Here is a 17,832-nt window from a genome sequence, read left to right as displayed (position 1 = left end):
CTGAGGGGCCGGATCGGGAGGTGAAGTGCGTCCGATGCTAGCAGCCTCTTGGGGGGAAACGACATAACTATGTATTGCACAGCGTGTGGCGCGAGGTGCTTGAATGACAGAGCGCTGGCCGCGACGGCGGTTCAACGCCTAGACTTTGCCGATCTTCAGTTCAGGAACCGCCCGTGACTTCAATCTTCTGGTACGACTACGAAACCACCGGCATCAATCCGCGCAACGATCGTCCGCTGCAGGTGGCCGGGATTCGCACCGACCACGACCTCAATGAAATCGACGAACCGGTCAACCTCTACTGCCAGCCCAGCGAAGACATCCTGCCGCATCCGGCTGCCTGTGCGATCACCGGCATCACCCCGAGCCGTCTCGCCGAGCAGGGCCTGAGCGAAGCCGACTTCATGACCCGGGTGCATGCGCAACTGGCAGCGCCCGGCACTTGCGGCGCGGGTTACAACACCCTGCGCTTTGACGACGAGATGACCCGCTACAGCCTCTACCGCAATTTCTTCGACCCGTACGCCCGCGAATGGCAGGGCGGCAACAGTCGCTGGGATCTGATCGATGTGGTGCGCGCCGCGTACGCCCTGCGCCCTGATGGTCTGGTCTGGCCCACCGATGACGACGGCAAGGTCACCCTCAAGCTCGAACGCCTGACTGCCGCCAACCACATCGACCATGGCCATGCCCACGAAGCGCTCTCGGACGTGCGCGCGACCATCGCCCTCGCGCGGTTGATCCGTGAGAAACAGCCGAAGTTGTATGACTGGCTGTTTCAACTGCGCAGCAAGCAGAAGGTCATGGATCAGATTCGTCTGCTGCAGCCGCTGGTGCATATCTCCGGACGCTTTTCCGTGGCGCGGCACTACGTCGGTGTGGTGCTGCCATTGGCCTGGCACCCGCGCAATCGCAATGCGTTGATCGTCTGTGACCTGCATCTGGATCCGCAAGGCTTGCTGGAACTGGACGCCGAGACTTTGCGCCAGCGGCTGTATACCCGTCGCGATGCGCTGGCCGAAGGAGAGCTGCCGGTACCGCTCAAACTGATTCACATCAATCGTTGTCCGGTGGTGGCGCCGTTGTCGGTATTGCGTGCCGAAGATCAGCAGCGCCTGGGGCTGGACATGGCGTTGTATCAGGCGCGCGCGCTGCGGCTAAGTGACGCACAACAAAGTTGGCAGGATAAAATTGCGGCGATTTACGCCAGCGAGGATTTCACCCCGAGTGAAGACCCGGAACAGCAGTTGTACGATGGATTTATCGGTGATCGTGATCGGCGTCTATGCGAGCAAGTGAGAGCAGCGGATCCTGCGCAATTAGCACAAGAGCAATGGCCGTTCGATGATGAACGTCTGCCCGAATTACTCTTTCGATATCGCGCACGCAACTTTGCCGATACGTTGAATTTCGAAGAGCAAGAGCGCTGGAGAATATTCTGCCGGCAGCGCTTGTCCGAGCCGCAAATGGGCGCACCTAATACCTTGAAATCTTTTGCCGAGGCCGCGCAGCAATGGGCACTTAGTGCTACGCCGATACAAAATAATGTGCTGAGTGAGTGGCAAAATTATGTCGAGGCATTGCGCAAACGTTTGGATCTTTGAAATCGAACAAAGTGTGGCGATGAAAACCCGGGCATAAAAAAACGCCAGCGTATGCTGGCGTTTTTCATGGGCCGTCGAACAGACAGACGACCGCTGCGCAGGCTTAGCCCAGCAGGGTAGCCCAGCCTTCAACCACGTCACCGCCCCACTTGGCTTTCCACTCTTTCAGAGTTTTATGGTTGCCACCTTTGGTTTCGATGACTTCACCGTTGTGCGGGTTTTTGTATTGCTTAACTTTGCGTGCGCGCTTGGTGCCGGTAGTTTTTACTGCGGCGCCACGGGTGCCCTTGGTTTTCGACTCCGGATCCAGCAGCGCGATGATATCGCGCAGGGACTTGGAGTATTCGCCCATCAGAGTGCGCAGTTTGCCTTCGAATTCCAGCTCGGCTTGCAGTTTGTCGTCTTGCGACAGGTTCTTCAAACGAGCTTGCAGCTCTTTGATGGCTTCTTCAGTGGCACGATATTCGTTGATCAACGACATGATAACTACCTTGTGTGGAGGTGTTGAATGGCAGGGGGACAGTGCCGCAATAATAGTCAGGCTGTTTCATCAAGTAAACATTTAAGCGGTTTTTTATTTGAGTTAGTTGCAGGAGTTCACCGGGAATTTGAATGCGCTGTTAAATACTGTGATGCGGTCATCACGAATAACCACAATTATTTACCTGGGCATTGCCAGCCGAGCGCCAGCACCCTGTCGGGCCGGGCAGTCATAACCAGTGAACCCGCTTTTCGACCGGATAGGGTCATCAATACTGCAGTTTCCGCGCGCAGTCGCTAGAATGGCCGCCTTTGCGAAGTTCTGGAGTTTTTCCCCCATGCGCACCTTTCGGTTGGTGATTTCCTGCCCTGACCGCGTTGGCATCGTTGCCAAAGTCAGTAACTTTCTGGCATCCCACAACGGCTGGATTACCGAAGCGAGCCATCATTCGGACAATCAGAACGGCTGGTTTTTCATGCGTCACGAGATTCGCGCCGATTCGCTGCCGTTCGGTATCGAAGTATTGCGCGAGAAGTTTGCGCCGATCGCCGAAGAGTTCTCGATGGACTGGCGCATCACCGACACCGAGCAGAAGAAACGCGTAGTGCTGATGGCCAGCCGCGAATCCCACTGCCTGGCCGACCTGCTGCACCGCTGGCACAGCGATGAGCTCGACTGCGAAATCTCCTGCGTGATTTCCAACCACAACGACCTGCGCAGCATGGTCGAGTGGCACGGCATTCCTTATTACCATGTCCCGGTCAATCCCCAGGACAAGGAGCCGGCGTTCGCCGAGGTCTCGCGTCTGGTCAAGCAGCACGATGCCGAAGTGGTGGTGCTGGCGCGCTACATGCAGATCCTGCCGCCGGCGCTGTGCCGCGAATACGCGCACAAGGTGATCAACATTCACCACAGCTTCCTGCCGTCGTTCGTCGGTGCCAAGCCGTACCATCAAGCGTCGATGCGCGGCGTGAAGCTGATCGGCGCGACCTGCCACTACGTCACCGAAGAGCTGGATGCCGGTCCGATCATCGAGCAGGACGTGGTACGTGTCAGCCACAGCGACAGCATCGAAGACATGGTGCGTTTCGGCCGTGACGTCGAGAAGATGGTGTTGGCCCGTGGCCTGCGCTATCACCTCGAAGACCGCGTGCTGGTGCACGGCAACAAGACCGTGGTGTTCTGATCCAACCCCGCGTGCTTGAATAATGAAGGGCCTGGGCGTTCAATCGTCCAGGCCCTTTTTTCGTTTCAGCCGTTGAGGACATGCCCGTGAGCGATCCACTGGACAAAGCCGTTTCGAAAGCCCCCGCCACGCTGGGCGAGGGCTGCCTGAGTCGCTATGACCCGGATGAGCTCAGCCCGGAAGACGGCACCGAGTTTCCCGGCGCTGCCGAGTTGTGGGAACAGGTAAAGCCCGAACCGGAGGAAGACCCCAAATCCGATCCCCTGTAGGAGCTGCCGAAGGCTGCGATCTTTTAAGCTTGCCGAATCTTCAACAGTTTCTTCAGCAATGGCCGCCCGAGCATCAGCAAAAACACCGGCCCACCCACTACCAGATAGAAATAGAACGTCACCACCCGCCAGATCAGAATCGCTGCCGCCGCCGTGGATTTGCCGACCATCGGCGCCAGCAGCGCCGCCGACGTCAGTTCCGCCGCGCCTGCACCACCGGGTAACAGGCTCATCTGGCCGGCACCCAGCGACAGCATCTGCACCAGGAAACTCCAGGCCCATTGCAAGTCCGCGCCCAAGCCGCGCAACGCCAGGTACAACACGCTGTAGCGCAGCAGCCAATGCAGACAGGTCAGGGCGAACACCTTGATCAGCGTCTGCCACGGCAACTTCAATGTGTCGATAAACGCATCGAGAAAATGCAGCAGCTTGCGCGCCCAGCGCCGGCGCGTGGCCGGCTGCACGTTCAGGCGCGCGAGCAGGCGTCCGCTGAGGAGAATCAGCCGCCGGTGATAGCGCGCCAGCAGTACGCAGCTGAACAGGCCGCCGAACAGCGACACCGCGCTGACCATCAGCAGCCATTCCAGACGGTCGCTGAGGTGCTGAAATAACGCGTAAATCAGAATCCCGCTGAGGGCGCAGAGGAAGAACAGCAGATCACTCAACTGATCCATGGCAAACACCGCACTGCCGCGGGCCGGGCGCACCCCGCAACGGGCCAGCAACGCCATGATCGTCAGCGGTCCGCCACTGCCACCGGGCGTGGCGCAGTAAGCGAATTCCGCAGCCATGACCACGCCGAGGCTTTTCAGCGGCGTGACCCGGTTGCGCTGATCACCCAGCAACAGGCGCAGGCGCAGGGTGTTGATGCCCCAGCAGAGCAGGATCATGCCGAACATGATCAGCAGCCACTGCAGCGGAAAGTTCTGCAGGCGCGCGCCGATCTCGCTGCCGCCGAGCAACAGCGGAATCAGCAGGGCGGCGAGCAGGCCGATCAGCAGGACAATGCCGCGACTCATGCCGCGCGTCCCGTTCGCTCACGTTGTTGCAACAACCAGTCGATTTTGTTCATGGGCTTGCGTCCTTCCGCCAGCAGCCGTTCAAGGGTGTGTAGCCAGTAATTACGCGAAAACGCGTGGCGCATGTCTACCGGGTGCAAGCCTAGACGAATCACCGCCGCGTCGCGCCAGTGTTGTTCGCGGCAATCACTGACGACTTTTGACAAGCCGCGCCGCCAGGCATTGCGCGCGCTCCACACCAGACCCGGCGCCTCAATGGCGGTGAAATCCGGCAGTTGATAAATATGTTGCGGGTCGCTGGTGTAACTCAATGACGTCTGGCGAAGGGCCTGACGCGTCCCTTTGCTCATCAGCCAGGCGGGGGCGACGAAACCGTGCAGCGGCCAGTCATTGTGCCGAAACAGCTCGATGCCGGCGTTTATCCGGGCCAGGGCCGCCTCGCGCGACAGGCGATAAAACTCACCTTCGTGGGTATAGATGCGGCGCATGAACCAGTCGCGGGGCGTGGTGGGGGCGGGCTCGCGGTCATCATGGTAAAAGCCGTGCAAGGCCAGTTCATCGCCACGGGCCACACGCTCGCCAAGCATTCGACAAAACTGCGGATGCTTGGCCAGTGCGTCGTGGCCGTGGAAATTCGGCACCACCAGCCAGGTCATCGGTACGCCGCCGATGGCATCCACCGCTTCGACGAATGGCCGATAATCCGCCCACGTCGACGGTGCTACGTCGTGCAGTACCAGCAGCACGGCGCGCTCGTTCAGGACATCAGCCATTGGCCACCCTTGGCAGCGTTTGGCCGAGCACCGCGTGGTAGTGCCCGAGCAGGCTGTCGACCACGCTGTCCCAGGCATAATGCCGCTCCACATGTTGCCGCGCTTGTTGGCCTAGCTGGCTGCAACCGCGGCTGAACAGTTCGCGCACGGCATTGGCCATGGCTTGCGGGTTGTTTGGCAGACACAGCAAGCCGCATTCTTCGTTGACGATTTCCTCGAAGGCTCCGGCGGCGACTGCGACCACCGGAATCCCGCAGGCCATGGCCTCCAGAATCACCAGACCGAAGGTCTCCTGATCACCGGCATGCAGCAGGGCATCGGCGCTGGCCATCAAGCGCGCGACGGTGGGCGCCGGGCAGAACGAGTCGATCACGCTGACATTGTCCGGCACCATCGCCGGCATCGATGAACCGACCAGCAGCAAGTGATAGCGCGGGCCGAGGCGCTGCATGCACTTGAGCAGAACCGGCAGGTTTTTCTCTTTCGAACCGCGCCCGGCAAAGATCAGCAGGCGGGTGTCTTCGGCGATTCCCAGTTCGGCGCGCAGGCCGTTATCGCGGGCTTGCGGATGAAAGGTTTGCAGATCCACGCCCAATGGCTGCACGAACACGTTGCGCACGCCCAGCCCGGTGAGCTTGTCGGCCATCACCTGACTTGGCGCCAGCACCCGGTCGAAGTTGCCATAAAGCTTGGTCACGTACGCCTCGACATTCGGCGTGAGCCAATGGCCCATGCGGTTGCCGACCAGCAGCGGCAGGTCCGAGTGGTAAAAGCCGATTACCGGCACATCCAGTTGCCGCCGTGCATCGAGCGCCGCCCATGCGGTGAGGTAGGGGTCACCAACCTCGATCAGATCCGGCTGCAAATCCTGCAGGACATTGCGCCAAGGCGCGAGGCGCAACGGAAAGCGGTAGCCTTTGCCGAAGGGCAGGGCGGGGGCGGGCACGGTGTAGATACCGTCATGTTCAGCGAAACGCGCGCCGGGGATCAGCAGGCTGTGCCGAATCGCCGGTTTGCCGGTCAGGCGGCGGTGCTTGGCGTCCAGGTAGGTGCGTACGCCACCGCTGGCCGGGGCGTAGAACATGGTGATGTCGGCGATATGCACGGTGATCGACCCTCCGTTGTGTTCACTCCCTTGGTTGACCTTTGTCCGTAATAGACGTTCGGTCGGGGTTTCGCGGTGGGGGGCGGCAGGTGGATTTGTGGCGGGGGTGAGAGCGTAAGGCCCTCACCCTAACCCTCTCCCAGGGGGAGAGGGGACTGACCGGGTTGTTCTCTCGCTATACATCGACCTGAAAGTCCGGAGTCGAACTCCGGATTTGAAAGGCTTGAAGATCTGCTCCCTTTCCCCTCGCCCCCAATGGGGAAGGGAGAGGGGACTGACCGGGTTGTTCTTTTGCTATACATCGACCTGAAAGTCCGGAGTCGAACTCTGGATTTGAAAGGCTTGGAGATCTGCTCCCTTTCCCCCTCGCCCCCTATGGGGGAGAGGGCTGGGGTGAGGGGGTAGGCTTTTGATCTTGATCTTAGATGCGGAAACTGCCGACCAGCTGCTTCAGTCGTGCAGCCTGCTGTTCCAGATCGGTACAGGCGCGCAAGGTCGCCTGCAGGTTTTCGACGCCTTCCTGGTTCAGCGTGTTGATCTCGGTGATGTCGACGTTGATCGATTCGACCACGGCGGTCTGCTCCTCGGTCGCGGTGGCGACCGACTGGTTCATCCCGTCGATCTCGCCGATGCGCTGGGTCACGCTATTGAGGCGTTCGCCGGCAAGGTTGGCGATTTCCACGCTGTCCTGGCTGTGGCGCTGGCTGTCGCTCATGGTGCTCACCGATTCGCGGGCGCCGACTTGCAGCTCCTCGATCATGGTTTGTACTTGTTGCGCCGACTCCTGGGTGCGGTGCGCGAGGTTGCGCACTTCATCCGCCACCACGGCGAAACCACGGCCGGCCTCACCGGCACGTGCCGCTTCGATGGCCGCGTTGAGCGCCAGCAGGTTGGTCTGCTGGGAGATGCTGGTGATCACTTCCAGAATCTGCCCGATGTTCACGGTTTTGCTGTTCAGCGACTCGATGTTGGTGCTGGAGGCGCTGAGCATGCTCGACAGCTGATTCATCGCCTTGATGCTGCGATCCACCACTTGTTGACCGTCCTCGGCAAGGCCACGGGCGTCGCTGGCCTGGTTCGAGGCCTGCGCGGCATTGCGCGCGATTTCCTGAGCGGCGGCGCCCAGTTGATTGATCGCGGCGGCGACGCTGCTGGTGCGCGAGGCTTGCTGGTCGGAGTTGTACATCGACGAGTTGGATGCGGCGACCACGCGCAGGGCAACCTCATTGACCTGGCCGGTGGCAGAAGACACTTCACGGATCGAACCATGAATACGCTCGACGAAGCGGTTGAACGCGGTACCCAGCACACCAAACTCATCGTTGTTGACGATGGTCAGGCGCTTGGTCAGGTCGCCTTCGCCGTCGGCAATGTCTTCCATGGCGCGGGTCATGACGTGCAGCGGCTGGATCAGCAGACGGATCAGCATGCCCAGCAGGGCGATGATGATCACCACCGCAATCACGGTAGCGATCACCGCCGAGGTGCGGAACTCGCTGAGCATCGAGAAGGCTTTGTCCTTGTCCACGGATAGGCCGACGTACCAGTTCACCGACGGCAGGCCTTTGATCGGCGTGAAGCTGACGATGCGGGTCTTGCCGTCGACGGTGACTTCACTGAAGTCGCTGCTGATGCGCGGAGTGTCCTGCGGATAGGCGTCTTTCAGCGATTTCATCACCAAAGCCTTGTCCGGGTGCACGAGGATCTTGCCGTCGGCACTGACCAGGAACGCGTAACCCATGCCGGAGAAGTCCCGGGCGGTGAGGGTCTCGACCAGGGTTTGCAGGCTCAGGTCGCCGCCGACTACACCGACGCTCTGCCCGGCCTTTTTCGAGGCGGTGGCGATGGAAATGATCAACTGCCCGGTGGCAGCGTCGATGTACGGTTCGGTCAGGGTCGAGCCGCTGCTGCCCTCGGCGCCTTTGTACCAAGGGCGAACCCGTGGATCGAAGCCGTCCGGCATCTTCACGTCCGGGCGGATGGTGAAATGACCGGTGGCATCACCCAGATAGGTCGCCATGAAGGTCGAAGTCAGGGACTTCTGTTCCAGCAGGCTGGCGACGTTGGCTTGTTCCGGGTTGATGGCGATGTTCTGCGCGGCGTTTTCGACCAGCAGAATACGACCGTTGAGCCAGGTCTGAATGTTGTCGGCGGTGACTTCGCCCATCTCGTTGAGATAGTTGTTCAGGTCATCGCGGGTCGCGTTGCGTTGCAGCCAGTCGTTGTACAGCGTGAACGAGGCGAAAGCGGCGATGACGATGAGAGCGGCGGCAAGCAAAATTTTATGGCTGAAGCGCAGGTTTTTGTTCATGGCTTGGGGTTCCGCTAAGGTCTTAATGTCCTGGGCGTGCTTTTATAAAGACGCGCAATATGGGCAAGGGTGAAACAAACTGATATTTCCGACTCTCCTTAGGGAAATGTCCGACCCGACTTTTCAGTCAGGTTCTCGCCTTTATCTATCGGCCACAGCGAATTAAAGATTAACCATAGGTGACGAAATGCCTGACACATCGCAACTTGTTATCGGCGCCGATCTGGCGGGGCAACCGATTGCTCAGGCCATGCGCCTGGCGAACCGCCACGGGCTGATCGCCGGGGCGACCGGGACCGGCAAAACGGTGTCCCTGCAGCGCCTCGCCGAAGCATTCAGCGACGCCGGGGTCGCGGTTTTTGCTGCAGACATCAAGGGTGACCTATGCGGCCTCGGCGCCGCCGGCAATCCGCAGGGGAAAGTCGCCGAGCGCATCGCCGGGATGCCTTGGCTGAACTACAAACCGCAGGCTTATCCGGTGACGCTGTGGGACATTCATGGTGAATCGGGTCATCCGTTGCGCACTACCTTGAGTGAAATGGGCCCGCTGCTGATTGGCAGTCTGCTGGAACTGACCGACAGCCAGCAGTCGGCGCTGTATGCAGCCTTTAAAGTGGCGGACCGCGAAGGCCTGTTGCTGCTGGACCTGAAAGACCTCAAGGCGCTGCTCAATCACCTCAAGGACAACCCGCAGTTGCTGGGCGAAGACGCCGCGCTGATGACCACCGGTTCCAGTCAGGCCTTGTTGCGCCGGCTGGCAACCCTGGAACAGCAGGGCGCCGAAGCCTTGTTCGGCGAACCGGCGCTGCAACTCGAAGATATTCTGCAACCGGCGGCGGACGGCCGTGGGCGCATTCATCTGCTCGATGCCAGCCGGCTGGTGCACGAGGCGCCGAAGGTCTACGCGACGTTCCTGCTGTGGCTGCTGGCTGAGCTGTTCGAGCAGTTGCCGGAGCGTGGCGATGCCGACAAACCACTGCTGGCGCTGTTTTTCGACGAGGCGCATTTGCTCTTCGGCGATACGCCCAAGGCCTTGCAGGAGCGGCTGGAGCAAGTGGTGCGGCTGATTCGTTCGAAAGGCGTCGGCGTGTATTTCGTCACCCAGTCGCCGGGCGACCTGCCGGATGACGTTCTGGCGCAGCTGGGCTTGCGCATCCAGCACGGTTTGCGCGCGTTTACCGCCAAGGAACAGAAATCCCTGCGCGCGGTGGCTGATGGCTTCCGGCCGAATCCGGCGTTCGATACTTTGTCGGTGCTGACCGAGTTGGGCATCGGCGAAGCGCTGGTCGGCACGCTGCAGGAAAAAGGCACGCCAGAAATGGTCCAGCGCGTACTGGTGGCGCCGCCGCAATCGCGGATCGGGCCGTTGAGCGAAACCGAGCGCACGCTGCTGATTGCCGGTTCGCCGTTCAAAGGCCGCTACGACAAGCCGATCGATCGCGAGTCGGCGTATGAAATCCTCATGGGCCGCAAAAACCTCGCGCCGGAGGCAGAAACTCCGGCGGGCAAACCCGCTGCCGAGGAGCCGAGCCTGGCTGATCGGGCGGGCGAATTCCTCGGGACGGCGGCGGGGCAGGCGCTGAAGTCAGCCATGCGCCAGGCCGCCAATAATCTGGGCAAGCAACTGGTGCGCGGGCTGATGGGCTCGTTGCTGGGTGGCAGCAAACGCCGCTAAACCCTGTGGGAGCGGGCTTGCTCGCGAAAGCGGTGGATCAACCAGCATGAATGTTGAATGTGAAACCGTATTCGCGAGCAAGCTCGCTCCCACATTGCAGGATGCGTGAGCGGTCAGATAGCTGTCAGGTTTTGTCTTTAGCGTGCGCCGCCAACCGCTCCAGCGCCGCCCGCAACCCCGGATCACTGATCCCGTCAGCCGTCGATTGAATGGTCGCCGCCGCATCAGTCGACAGATCCAGCGTATGCCCCACAACCCCGGGCTGCACGATCGGCGGGCGTACGGTAAATTTGATACGCGTCAGGTTGGCGAACTCTTCGAACAACTGCAGTTGCCGTTGCAGGCGTTTTTGCTGATAGCGCAGGCGCGTCGCCCAATGGCCGTCGGTGACCACCAGTGACAGTTCGCCTTCGCGCCATTTCGCGACATGGCAATGCGCGCGTGCGGCTGGTTGCAGCTGGCTTTCGAGCAGACGTTGCAAATGCGCCAGACGTTGGGCATGGCCGAGAATGGCTTTGAGCGGCTTGGCTTCGCGTAGCAGAGCGGCGGGCGCTTTGGCTGCAAGCGGGCGAAATGCCATGATCTAACACCTGAAGTCACAGAGAAGCCATGGTAGCAGAAAGCCGCGGAACCACTCGCCCATTGCTTTTGTCTGTGCTTTGCCCATTAAATCAACGACTAACTTCTTGCCCGTATGGGTTGAAGTTGAGCAAAACGCCCTTATTTTAGGTGGGCCCCGTCAAAGCGCAGTGCCAGCATCGTGGAATATCGCCACTTTCCTCACTTCCGTTTCCGGGTAGAATGCTCGTTCGCATGCGGCCATGAGGGCTGCACGGGCGACGCTCACGGGGCCGCCCTCCATCCCTTTAGTGTGGAAGATCCTGCCGATATGTTTGCGCCTTTGTTAAAGAAACTTTTTGGAAGCAAGAACGAGCGTGAAGTCAAACGCATGCTCAAGACGGTGCAGCTCGTCAATGCCTTCGAAGAGCAAATGGTGGCCCTTTCGGACGATCAATTGCGCGCCAAGACCGCTGAGTTCAAGGCCCGCATCGCCAAAGGGGAATCCCTCGACAAGCTGTTGCCAGAAGCCTTCGCGGTCGCCCGTGAAGCCGGTAAACGCGTCATGGGCATGCGCCACTTCGACGTGCAGTTGATCGGCGGCATGACCTTGCATGAAGGCATGATTGCCGAAATGCGTACCGGTGAGGGTAAAACCCTCGTGGCCACCCTCGGCGTTTACCTCAACGCGTTGTCCGGCAAGGGCGTGCACGTGGTAACCGTGAACGACTACCTGGCCCGCCGTGACGCCAACTGGATGCGCCCGCTGTATGAATTCCTCGGTCTGACCGTCGGCGTCGTGACGCCGTTCCAGCCGCCGGAAGAGAAGCGCGCCGCCTATGCTGCCGACATCACTTACGGCACCAACAACGAATTCGGCTTCGACTACCTGCGCGACAACATGGCGTTCAGCATGGAAGAGAAATTCCAGCGCGAACTCAATTTTGCCGTGATCGACGAAGTCGACTCCATCCTCATCGACGAAGCCCGTACCCCGCTGATCATTTCCGGTCAGGCCGAGGACAGTTCCAAGCTGTACATGGAGATCAACAAACTGATCCCGCAGTTGGAACTGCACGTCGAAGAAGTCGAAGGCCAGGTCACCAAGGCCGGTCACTACACCATCGACGAGAAGACCCGTCAGGTCGAACTCAACGAGGCCGGTCACCAGTTCATCGAAGAAATGCTCACCGGCGTCGGCCTGCTGGCCGAAGGCGAAAGCCTGTACTCGGCGCATAACCTGGGCCTGCTGACCCACGTCTACTCGGGTCTGCGTGCGCACAAGCTGTTCCACCGCAACGTCGAATACATCGTGCAGGACGGTCAGGTCGTACTGGTCGACGAACACACCGGCCGTACCATGCCGGGCCGCCGTCTGTCCGAAGGCCTGCACCAGGCCATCGAAGCCAAGGAAGGTCTGAACATTCAGGCCGAGAGCCAGACCCTGGCCTCGACCACGTTCCAGAACTACTTCCGTCTGTACACCAAGCTGTCCGGCATGACCGGTACCGCCGACACCGAAGCGTTCGAATTCCACCAGATCTATGGCCTGCAGGTCATGGTCATCCCGCCGAACAAGCCGTTGGCGCGTAAAGACTACAACGACCTGGTGTTCCTGACTGCCGAAGAGAAATACGCGGCGATCATCAACGACATCAAGGAAGGCATGGCCCAGGGCCGTCCGATCCTGGTGGGTACCGCGACCATCGAGACTTCCGAGCACGTGTCCAACCTGCTCACCAAGGAAGGCATCGAGCACAAGGTTCTGAACGCCAAGTTCCACGAAAAAGAAGCTGAAATCATTGCACAGGCCGGTCGTCCGGGCGCCTTGACCATCGCCACCAACATGGCCGGTCGTGGTACCGACATCCTGCTGGGCGGCAACTGGGAAGTGGAAGTTGCGGCGCTGGAAAACCCGAGCCCGGAGCAGATCGCCCAGATCAAGGCCGACTGGCAGAAGCGTCACCAGCAAGTGCTGGAGTCCGGCGGTTTGCAGGTGATCGCCTCCGAGCGTCACGAATCGCGCCGTATCGACAACCAGCTGCGTGGCCGTGCCGGCCGTCAGGGCGACGCCGGTTCCAGCCGCTTCTACCTGTCGCTGGAAGACAGCCTGATGCGCATCTTCGCCTCTGACCGGGTGAAGAACTTCATGAAAGCCCTGGGCATGCAGCCGGGCGAAGCGATCGAGCACCGCATGGTGACCAACGCGATCGAGAAGGCGCAGCGCAAGGTGGAAGGTCGCAACTTCGACATCCGCAAGCAATTGCTCGAGTTCGACGACGTCAACAACGAACAGCGTAAAGTGATCTATCACATGCGTAACACGTTGCTGGCCGCCGACAACATCGGTGAAACCATCGCCGACTTCCGTCAGGACGTGCTCAACGCCACCGTCAGCGCTCACATTCCGCCGCAATCGCTGCCAGAGCAGTGGGACGTTGCCGGTCTGGAAGCGTCGATTGCCAGCGACTTCGGGGTGAAACTGCCGATCCAGCAATGGCTCGACGAAGACGATCACCTGTACGAAGAGACCCTGCGCGAGAAGCTGATGGTCGAGCTGATGGCCGCGTACAACGAGAAAGAAGACCAGGCCGGTGCCGAAGCGCTGCGCTCCTTCGAGAAACAAATCGTGCTGCGCGTGCTCGACGATCTGTGGAAAGACCACCTGTCGACCATGGATCACCTGCGTCACGGCATCCACCTGCGTGGCTACGCCCAGAAGAACCCGAAGCAGGAATACAAGCGCGAGTCGTTCACGCTGTTCTCCGAGCTGCTGGATTCGATCAAGCGGGACTCGATCCGTGTGCTGTCGCACGTTCAGGTACGCCGCGAAGATCCGGAAGCCGAAGAGCAACGCCTGCGTCAGGAAGCCGAAGCACTGGCCGCGCGCATGCAGTTCGAACACGCCGAGGCCCCTGGTCTGGATCAGCCGGAAGTGTTGGGTGAAGAGGTCGATGTGGCCCTCGCCACCGCGCCGGTGCGCAACGAGCAGAAGCTGGGCCGCAACGAACTGTGCTACTGCGGTTCGGGCAAGAAATTCAAGCATTGCCACGGGCAGATCCAGTAACCCCCGTTTCCATTGCTGAAATACCCGCGCCGCGACCGGCATCAGCCGTCGCGGCGTTTTGCCATTTACACCACCGCCCTCACTCTGAGCGGTGCTGACATCATTGAGTAAGGAGCGCATTCATGGCTGTTGGTCTTGGTCCTTTGCCAACGTTGCACCCGGTTGCCGGTTTTGAACTCGGTATCGCCTCAGCCGGCATCAAGCGCCCCGGGCGCAAGGATGTGGTAGTGATGCGCTGCGCCGAAGGTTCGACCGTGGCCGGTGTGTTCACGCTGAACGCCTTTTGCGCCGCGCCGGTGATCCTGGCGAAAAAGCGCGTGCACAACGACGTGCGTTACCTACTGACCAACACCGGCAACGCCAACGCCGGCACCGGCGAGCCGGGCCTGGCCGCCGCCGAGCACACCACCGCGAAGCTGGCCGAGCTGACCGGTGTCGATGCCAGCCAGATTCTGCCGTACTCCACTGGGGTGATCGGCGAGCCATTGCCGGTCGAGAAGATCGAAGGCGCGCTGCAAGCGGCGCTGGACGACCTCTCGGAAAACAACTGGGAAGCCGCCGCGACCGGCATCATGACCACCGACACCTTGCCCAAGGGTGCCAGCCGCAAGTTCCAGCATGACGGCGTGACCATCACCGTCACCGGCATCAGCAAAGGCGCGGGGATGATCCGGCCGAACATGGCGACCATGCTCGGTTACATCGCCACCGACGCCAAAGTCTCCCGCGAGGTGCTGCACAGCTTGATGCTCGATGGCGCGAACAAGTCGTTCAACCGCATCACTATCGACGGCGACACTTCGACCAACGACTGCTGCATGCTGATTGCCACCGGCAAGGCCGCGCTGCCGGAAATCACCCGCGCCGAAGGCGAGCTGTTCAACAAGCTCAAGCAAGCGGTGTTCGAAGTTTGCATGGACGTAGCCCAGGCCATCGTGCGCGACGGCGAAGGCGCGACCAAGTTTGTCACTGTTGAAGTCAACGGCGGCGGCAACCATCAGGAATGCCTGGACGTCGGTTACACCGTGGCGCACTCGCCGCTGATCAAGACCGCGCTGTTCGCCTCCGACCCGAACTGGGGCCGTATTCTGGCCGCGGTTGGCCGGGCCGGCGTGCCGGATCTGGACGTGAGCAAGATCGACGTGTTCCTCGGCGATGTGTGCATTGCCAGCCGTGGCGCCCGCGCAGCGACCTACACTGAAGCCCAAGGCTCGGCGGTGATGCAGCAGGAAGAAATCACCATCCGCATCGAACTGGGTCGCGGCGATTGCAGCGAAACCATCTGGACCACCGACCTGTCGCATGAATACGTGAAAATCAACGCCGAGTACCGTACCTGATCTAACCTGAGACCGAGTCGCCGCCATCGCGAGCAGGCTCACTCCTACAGGAGATGTGTGTCGTTCACCGAACCCCTGTAGGAGTGAGCCTGCTCGCGATGGCGACTAATCAGGCACCAAAAATTCCAGCCTGATCCTCCTGACGAAAAGGCGCCACACCATGTCCCTGCACCTGATCATCGGCGACAAACTGCTTTCCTCCTGGTCCCTGCGTGCCGCACTGGCCGTTGAACTGACCGGCGCACCCTACACTGAAGAACTGATCAAACTCGGCAAGCCCGATACCCGCGAACGGCTGCTCAAGCATTCGCCGACCGCCAAGGTGCCGCTGCTGCAGACTTCTCGCGGCACCATCGCCGACTCGCTGGCGATTGCCGAATACCTCGCTGAACAGTTCCCGTCCGAGCAACTCTGGCCGAGCGATCTTTTCGCCCGCGCCCAGGCCCGTTCGGCCTGCGCGCAGATGCACAGCGGTTTTTTCGCCATGCGCAACCACATGCCGTTCAACCTGAGCCACGACGCGCCACTCAACCCGGTGCCGCCGGAGGTGAAGGTCGATATCGAACGCATGCTCGCGCTGTGGGCCGAATGCCGTGCGGCTGCCACCGAGAGCGGGCCGTATCTGTTTGGTCGGGTAAGTCTGGCGGATGCGTTCTTCGCGCCGATTGCCGTGCGTCTGCGCACTTATCAGGTGTCGTTGCCTGACGTCGATGAAGCCTATGTTGAAACCGTCTACCAATGGCCCGCCTTCAAGGCGTGGCAAAAGGCTGGACTGGAGGAATTGAACCCGTGAAACGTGTACACGTCGCCGCCGCCGTCATTCGTGACGACAGCGGCAAGATCCTGATCGCCCGCCGTGCCGACACCCAGCATCAGGGTGGTCTGTGGGAGTTTCCCGGCGGCAAGGTCGAGGTTGACGAATCCGTTGAAAGCGCCCTGGCGCGCGAGCTGCAGGAAGAGTTGGGTATTGTCGTTGGCGCTGCGCGTCCGCTGATCAAAGTGCGCCACGATTATCCGGACAAGCAGGTGTTGCTGGACGTCTGGGAAGTGTCGAGCTTCACTGGCGAACCACACGGCGCTGAGGGCCAACCACTGGCCTGGGTGACGGCCAAGGAGCTGCTGAGCTATGAGTTTCCGGCCGCCAACCAGCCGATCGTCGCCGCCGCACGCCTGCCCGGCGAATACCTGATCACCCCGGAAGACCTGGAAACGCCAGCCTTGCTGCGTGGTATCCAGAAGGCGATTGCCGGCGGGATCAAGTTGATCCAGTTGCGCGCACCAAACGGCTATGACCCCAAATACCGCGATCTGGCGGTGGATGCGGTCGGCCTGTGTGCCGGCAAGGCGCAGTTGATGATCAAGGGGCCGTTCGAGTGGCTCGGCGATTTCCCCTCCGCCGGCTGGCACATCACCGCTGCGCAGTTGCGCAAATACGCCGCAGCGGGGCGGCCATTGCCGGCGGAGCGCTGGCTGGCGGCTTCGTGCCACAACGCCGAAGAGCTGGCGCTGGCCGAGCAGATGGGCGTGGATTTCGTCACCCTGTCGCCGGTGCAGCCAACCTTGACCCACCCGGATGCGCAGCCGTTGGGTTGGGAGCAGGCGTCAACGTTGATCGAGGGTTTCAGCAAGCCGGTGTTTTTGCTCGGCGGGGTGGGACCGGCGGAGCGCGAGAAGGCCTGGGGCGTTGGGGCGCAGGGGGTGGCGGGGATTCGGGCGTTTTGGCCTGAGGCTCTGTAAAGGCTGCCGGCCTCATCGCTGGCAAGCCAGCTCCCACAAGGTTTCGTGTCGTTCACAAATGCTGCGTACAACTCGAAACCTGTGGGAGCTGGCTTGCCAGCGATGGCGTCCTGTCAGGCGCTAGATTTCTGCAGGCTTCGCCGCCGGCTGCCACAAAATCTCCGCAATCCCCTGCCGCCGCGCAATCAACCGCGCCGCGACAAACAGCAAATCCGACAATCGATTGATATACGCCAGGCCCACCCCGGCCAGCGGCTCGATCGCATTCAGGTGCTGACAGCGGCGCTCGGCGCTGCGTGCCAGACTGCGGCACACGTGGGCCTGGGCGATCAGCGTTGAGCCTCCCGGCAGAATGAAATTCTCCAGCGGCCCCAATTCCTCGTTCCACACATCGATCGCCGCTTCCAGGCGTTCGATTTCTGCGGTGTTCAGCGCCTGATATTCCGGCATCGCCAGCTCACCGCCCAGGTCGAACAGACGATGCTGGCACGGGGCGAGCACTTCGATCAGCTCATCCAGACCCGGAAACTTCTCACACTCGGCGCTCAACCCGGCCAGTAACACGCCAACCTGACTGTTCAGCGTGTCGACCTCGCCAATCGCTTCGATGCGCGGGTGATCCTTGGGCACGCGGCGGCCATCGCCCAGGCCGGTTTCACCGGAGTCGCCGGTGCGGGTGTAAATCTTCGACAGGCGAAAGCCCATGG

15 protein-coding genes and 1 pseudogene are annotated in these 17,832 nt (G+C 60.9%); 8 read left to right on the top strand and 8 right to left on the bottom strand.

Features of this window, described 5'->3' with window-relative positions; translation table 11 throughout:
* Positions 1–173 precede the first annotated feature (173 nt).
* Complete coding sequence (sbcB, locus tag ACXR0M_RS13740) at positions 174–1,604, top strand: exodeoxyribonuclease I (RefSeq protein WP_458832367.1); 1,431 nt, start codon at positions 174–176, stop codon at positions 1,602–1,604.
* 103 nt (positions 1,605–1,707) lie between these two features.
* On the opposite strand, the gene mvaT is transcribed toward sbcB, so the two are convergent.
* A complete protein-coding gene (mvaT, locus tag ACXR0M_RS13735; RefSeq protein ID WP_003227581.1) occupies positions 1,708–2,085 on the bottom strand; it encodes a histone-like nucleoid-structuring protein MvaT in 378 nt (125 codons plus the stop codon).
* A 337-nt stretch (positions 2,086–2,422) separates the two neighbouring features.
* Between mvaT and purU the strand changes: the two genes are divergently transcribed.
* Both purU and ACXR0M_RS13725 read left to right on the top strand, forming a co-directional pair.
* Positions 2,423–3,271 carry a formyltetrahydrofolate deformylase gene (gene purU, locus ACXR0M_RS13730; protein ID WP_458832366.1) on the top strand — a complete coding sequence of 283 codons (849 nt, stop codon included), beginning with the start codon at positions 2,423–2,425 and terminating at the stop codon, positions 3,269–3,271.
* An 86-nt stretch (positions 3,272–3,357) separates the two neighbouring features.
* Entirely contained in the window at positions 3,358–3,540 is a 183-nt protein-coding gene (locus ACXR0M_RS13725) for a hypothetical protein (protein WP_458832365.1), read from the top strand.
* A 23-nt stretch (positions 3,541–3,563) separates the two neighbouring features.
* Here the strand turns inward: ACXR0M_RS13725 and ACXR0M_RS13720 are convergent, their stop codons facing one another.
* The 5 genes and pseudogenes from ACXR0M_RS13720 to ACXR0M_RS13700 all read right to left on the bottom strand — a co-directional run.
* Positions 3,564–4,559, bottom strand: coding sequence for a lysylphosphatidylglycerol synthase transmembrane domain-containing protein (locus tag ACXR0M_RS13720; protein ID WP_458832364.1), 996 nt, complete (start codon positions 4,557–4,559; stop codon positions 3,564–3,566).
* Entirely contained in the window at positions 4,556–5,332 is a 777-nt protein-coding gene (locus ACXR0M_RS13715; protein ID WP_458832363.1) for a DUF2334 domain-containing protein, read from the bottom strand. The genes ACXR0M_RS13720 and ACXR0M_RS13715 overlap by 4 nt, the downstream gene beginning before the upstream one ends.
* On the bottom strand, positions 5,325–6,416 hold the full coding sequence (locus ACXR0M_RS13710; protein ID WP_458832454.1) for a glycosyltransferase family 4 protein: 1,092 nt from the start codon (positions 6,414–6,416) through the stop codon (positions 5,325–5,327). Before ACXR0M_RS13710 ends, ACXR0M_RS13715 begins: the two co-directional genes overlap by 8 nt.
* Positions 6,417–6,858: 442 nt before the next feature.
* Complete coding sequence (locus tag ACXR0M_RS13705) at positions 6,859–7,623, bottom strand: methyl-accepting chemotaxis protein (RefSeq protein WP_458832453.1); 765 nt, start codon at positions 7,621–7,623, stop codon at positions 6,859–6,861.
* Positions 7,624–7,716: 93 nt separating this feature from the next.
* A pseudogene (locus tag ACXR0M_RS13700) lies at positions 7,717–8,748 on the bottom strand (HAMP domain-containing protein); the annotation flags it as partial.
* Positions 8,749–8,935: 187 nt separating this feature from the next.
* Here ACXR0M_RS13700 and ACXR0M_RS13695 point away from each other — a divergent pair.
* On the top strand, positions 8,936–10,423 hold the full coding sequence (locus ACXR0M_RS13695; protein WP_458832362.1) for a helicase HerA-like domain-containing protein: 1,488 nt from the start codon (positions 8,936–8,938) through the stop codon (positions 10,421–10,423).
* Positions 10,424–10,547: 124 nt separating this feature from the next.
* Here the strand turns inward: ACXR0M_RS13695 and ACXR0M_RS13690 are convergent, their stop codons facing one another.
* Complete coding sequence (locus tag ACXR0M_RS13690) at positions 10,548–11,003, bottom strand: DUF721 domain-containing protein (RefSeq protein WP_458832361.1); 456 nt, start codon at positions 11,001–11,003, stop codon at positions 10,548–10,550.
* A gap of 309 nt (positions 11,004–11,312) precedes the next feature.
* On the opposite strand from ACXR0M_RS13690, the gene secA reads away from it, so the two are divergent.
* The 4 genes from secA to ACXR0M_RS13670 all read left to right on the top strand — a co-directional run bounded on the left by secA (position 11,313) and on the right by ACXR0M_RS13670 (position 17,125).
* Positions 11,313–14,048: a preprotein translocase subunit SecA gene (gene secA / locus ACXR0M_RS13685; protein WP_458832360.1), complete on the top strand. Its 2,736-nt coding sequence runs from the start codon at positions 11,313–11,315 to the stop codon at positions 14,046–14,048.
* Positions 14,049–14,170: 122 nt separating this feature from the next.
* The gene (gene argJ / locus ACXR0M_RS13680) at positions 14,171–15,388 is read left to right on the top strand and encodes a bifunctional glutamate N-acetyltransferase/amino-acid acetyltransferase ArgJ (RefSeq protein WP_458832359.1); all 1,218 of its coding nucleotides are present in this window, start codon (positions 14,171–14,173) and stop codon (positions 15,386–15,388) included.
* A gap of 160 nt (positions 15,389–15,548) precedes the next feature.
* The gene (locus ACXR0M_RS13675; RefSeq protein ID WP_458832358.1) at positions 15,549–16,181 is read left to right on the top strand and encodes a glutathione S-transferase family protein; all 633 of its coding nucleotides are present in this window, start codon (positions 15,549–15,551) and stop codon (positions 16,179–16,181) included.
* Complete coding sequence (locus tag ACXR0M_RS13670) at positions 16,178–17,125, top strand: Nudix family hydrolase (protein ID WP_458832357.1); 948 nt, start codon at positions 16,178–16,180, stop codon at positions 17,123–17,125. The genes ACXR0M_RS13675 and ACXR0M_RS13670 overlap by 4 nt, the downstream gene beginning before the upstream one ends.
* Before the next feature lie 120 nt (positions 17,126–17,245).
* Here ACXR0M_RS13670 and ACXR0M_RS13665 read toward each other — a convergent pair whose 3' ends face one another.
* Positions 17,246–17,830: a cob(I)yrinic acid a,c-diamide adenosyltransferase gene (locus tag ACXR0M_RS13665; protein WP_458832356.1), complete on the bottom strand. Its 585-nt coding sequence runs from the start codon at positions 17,828–17,830 to the stop codon at positions 17,246–17,248.
* Positions 17,831–17,832: the final 2 nt, after the last annotated feature.

The sequence above is a fragment of the Pseudomonas sp. Eth.TT006 genome, from assembly GCF_054456575.1.
This window is presented reverse-complemented; position numbering and strand designations above follow the sequence as displayed.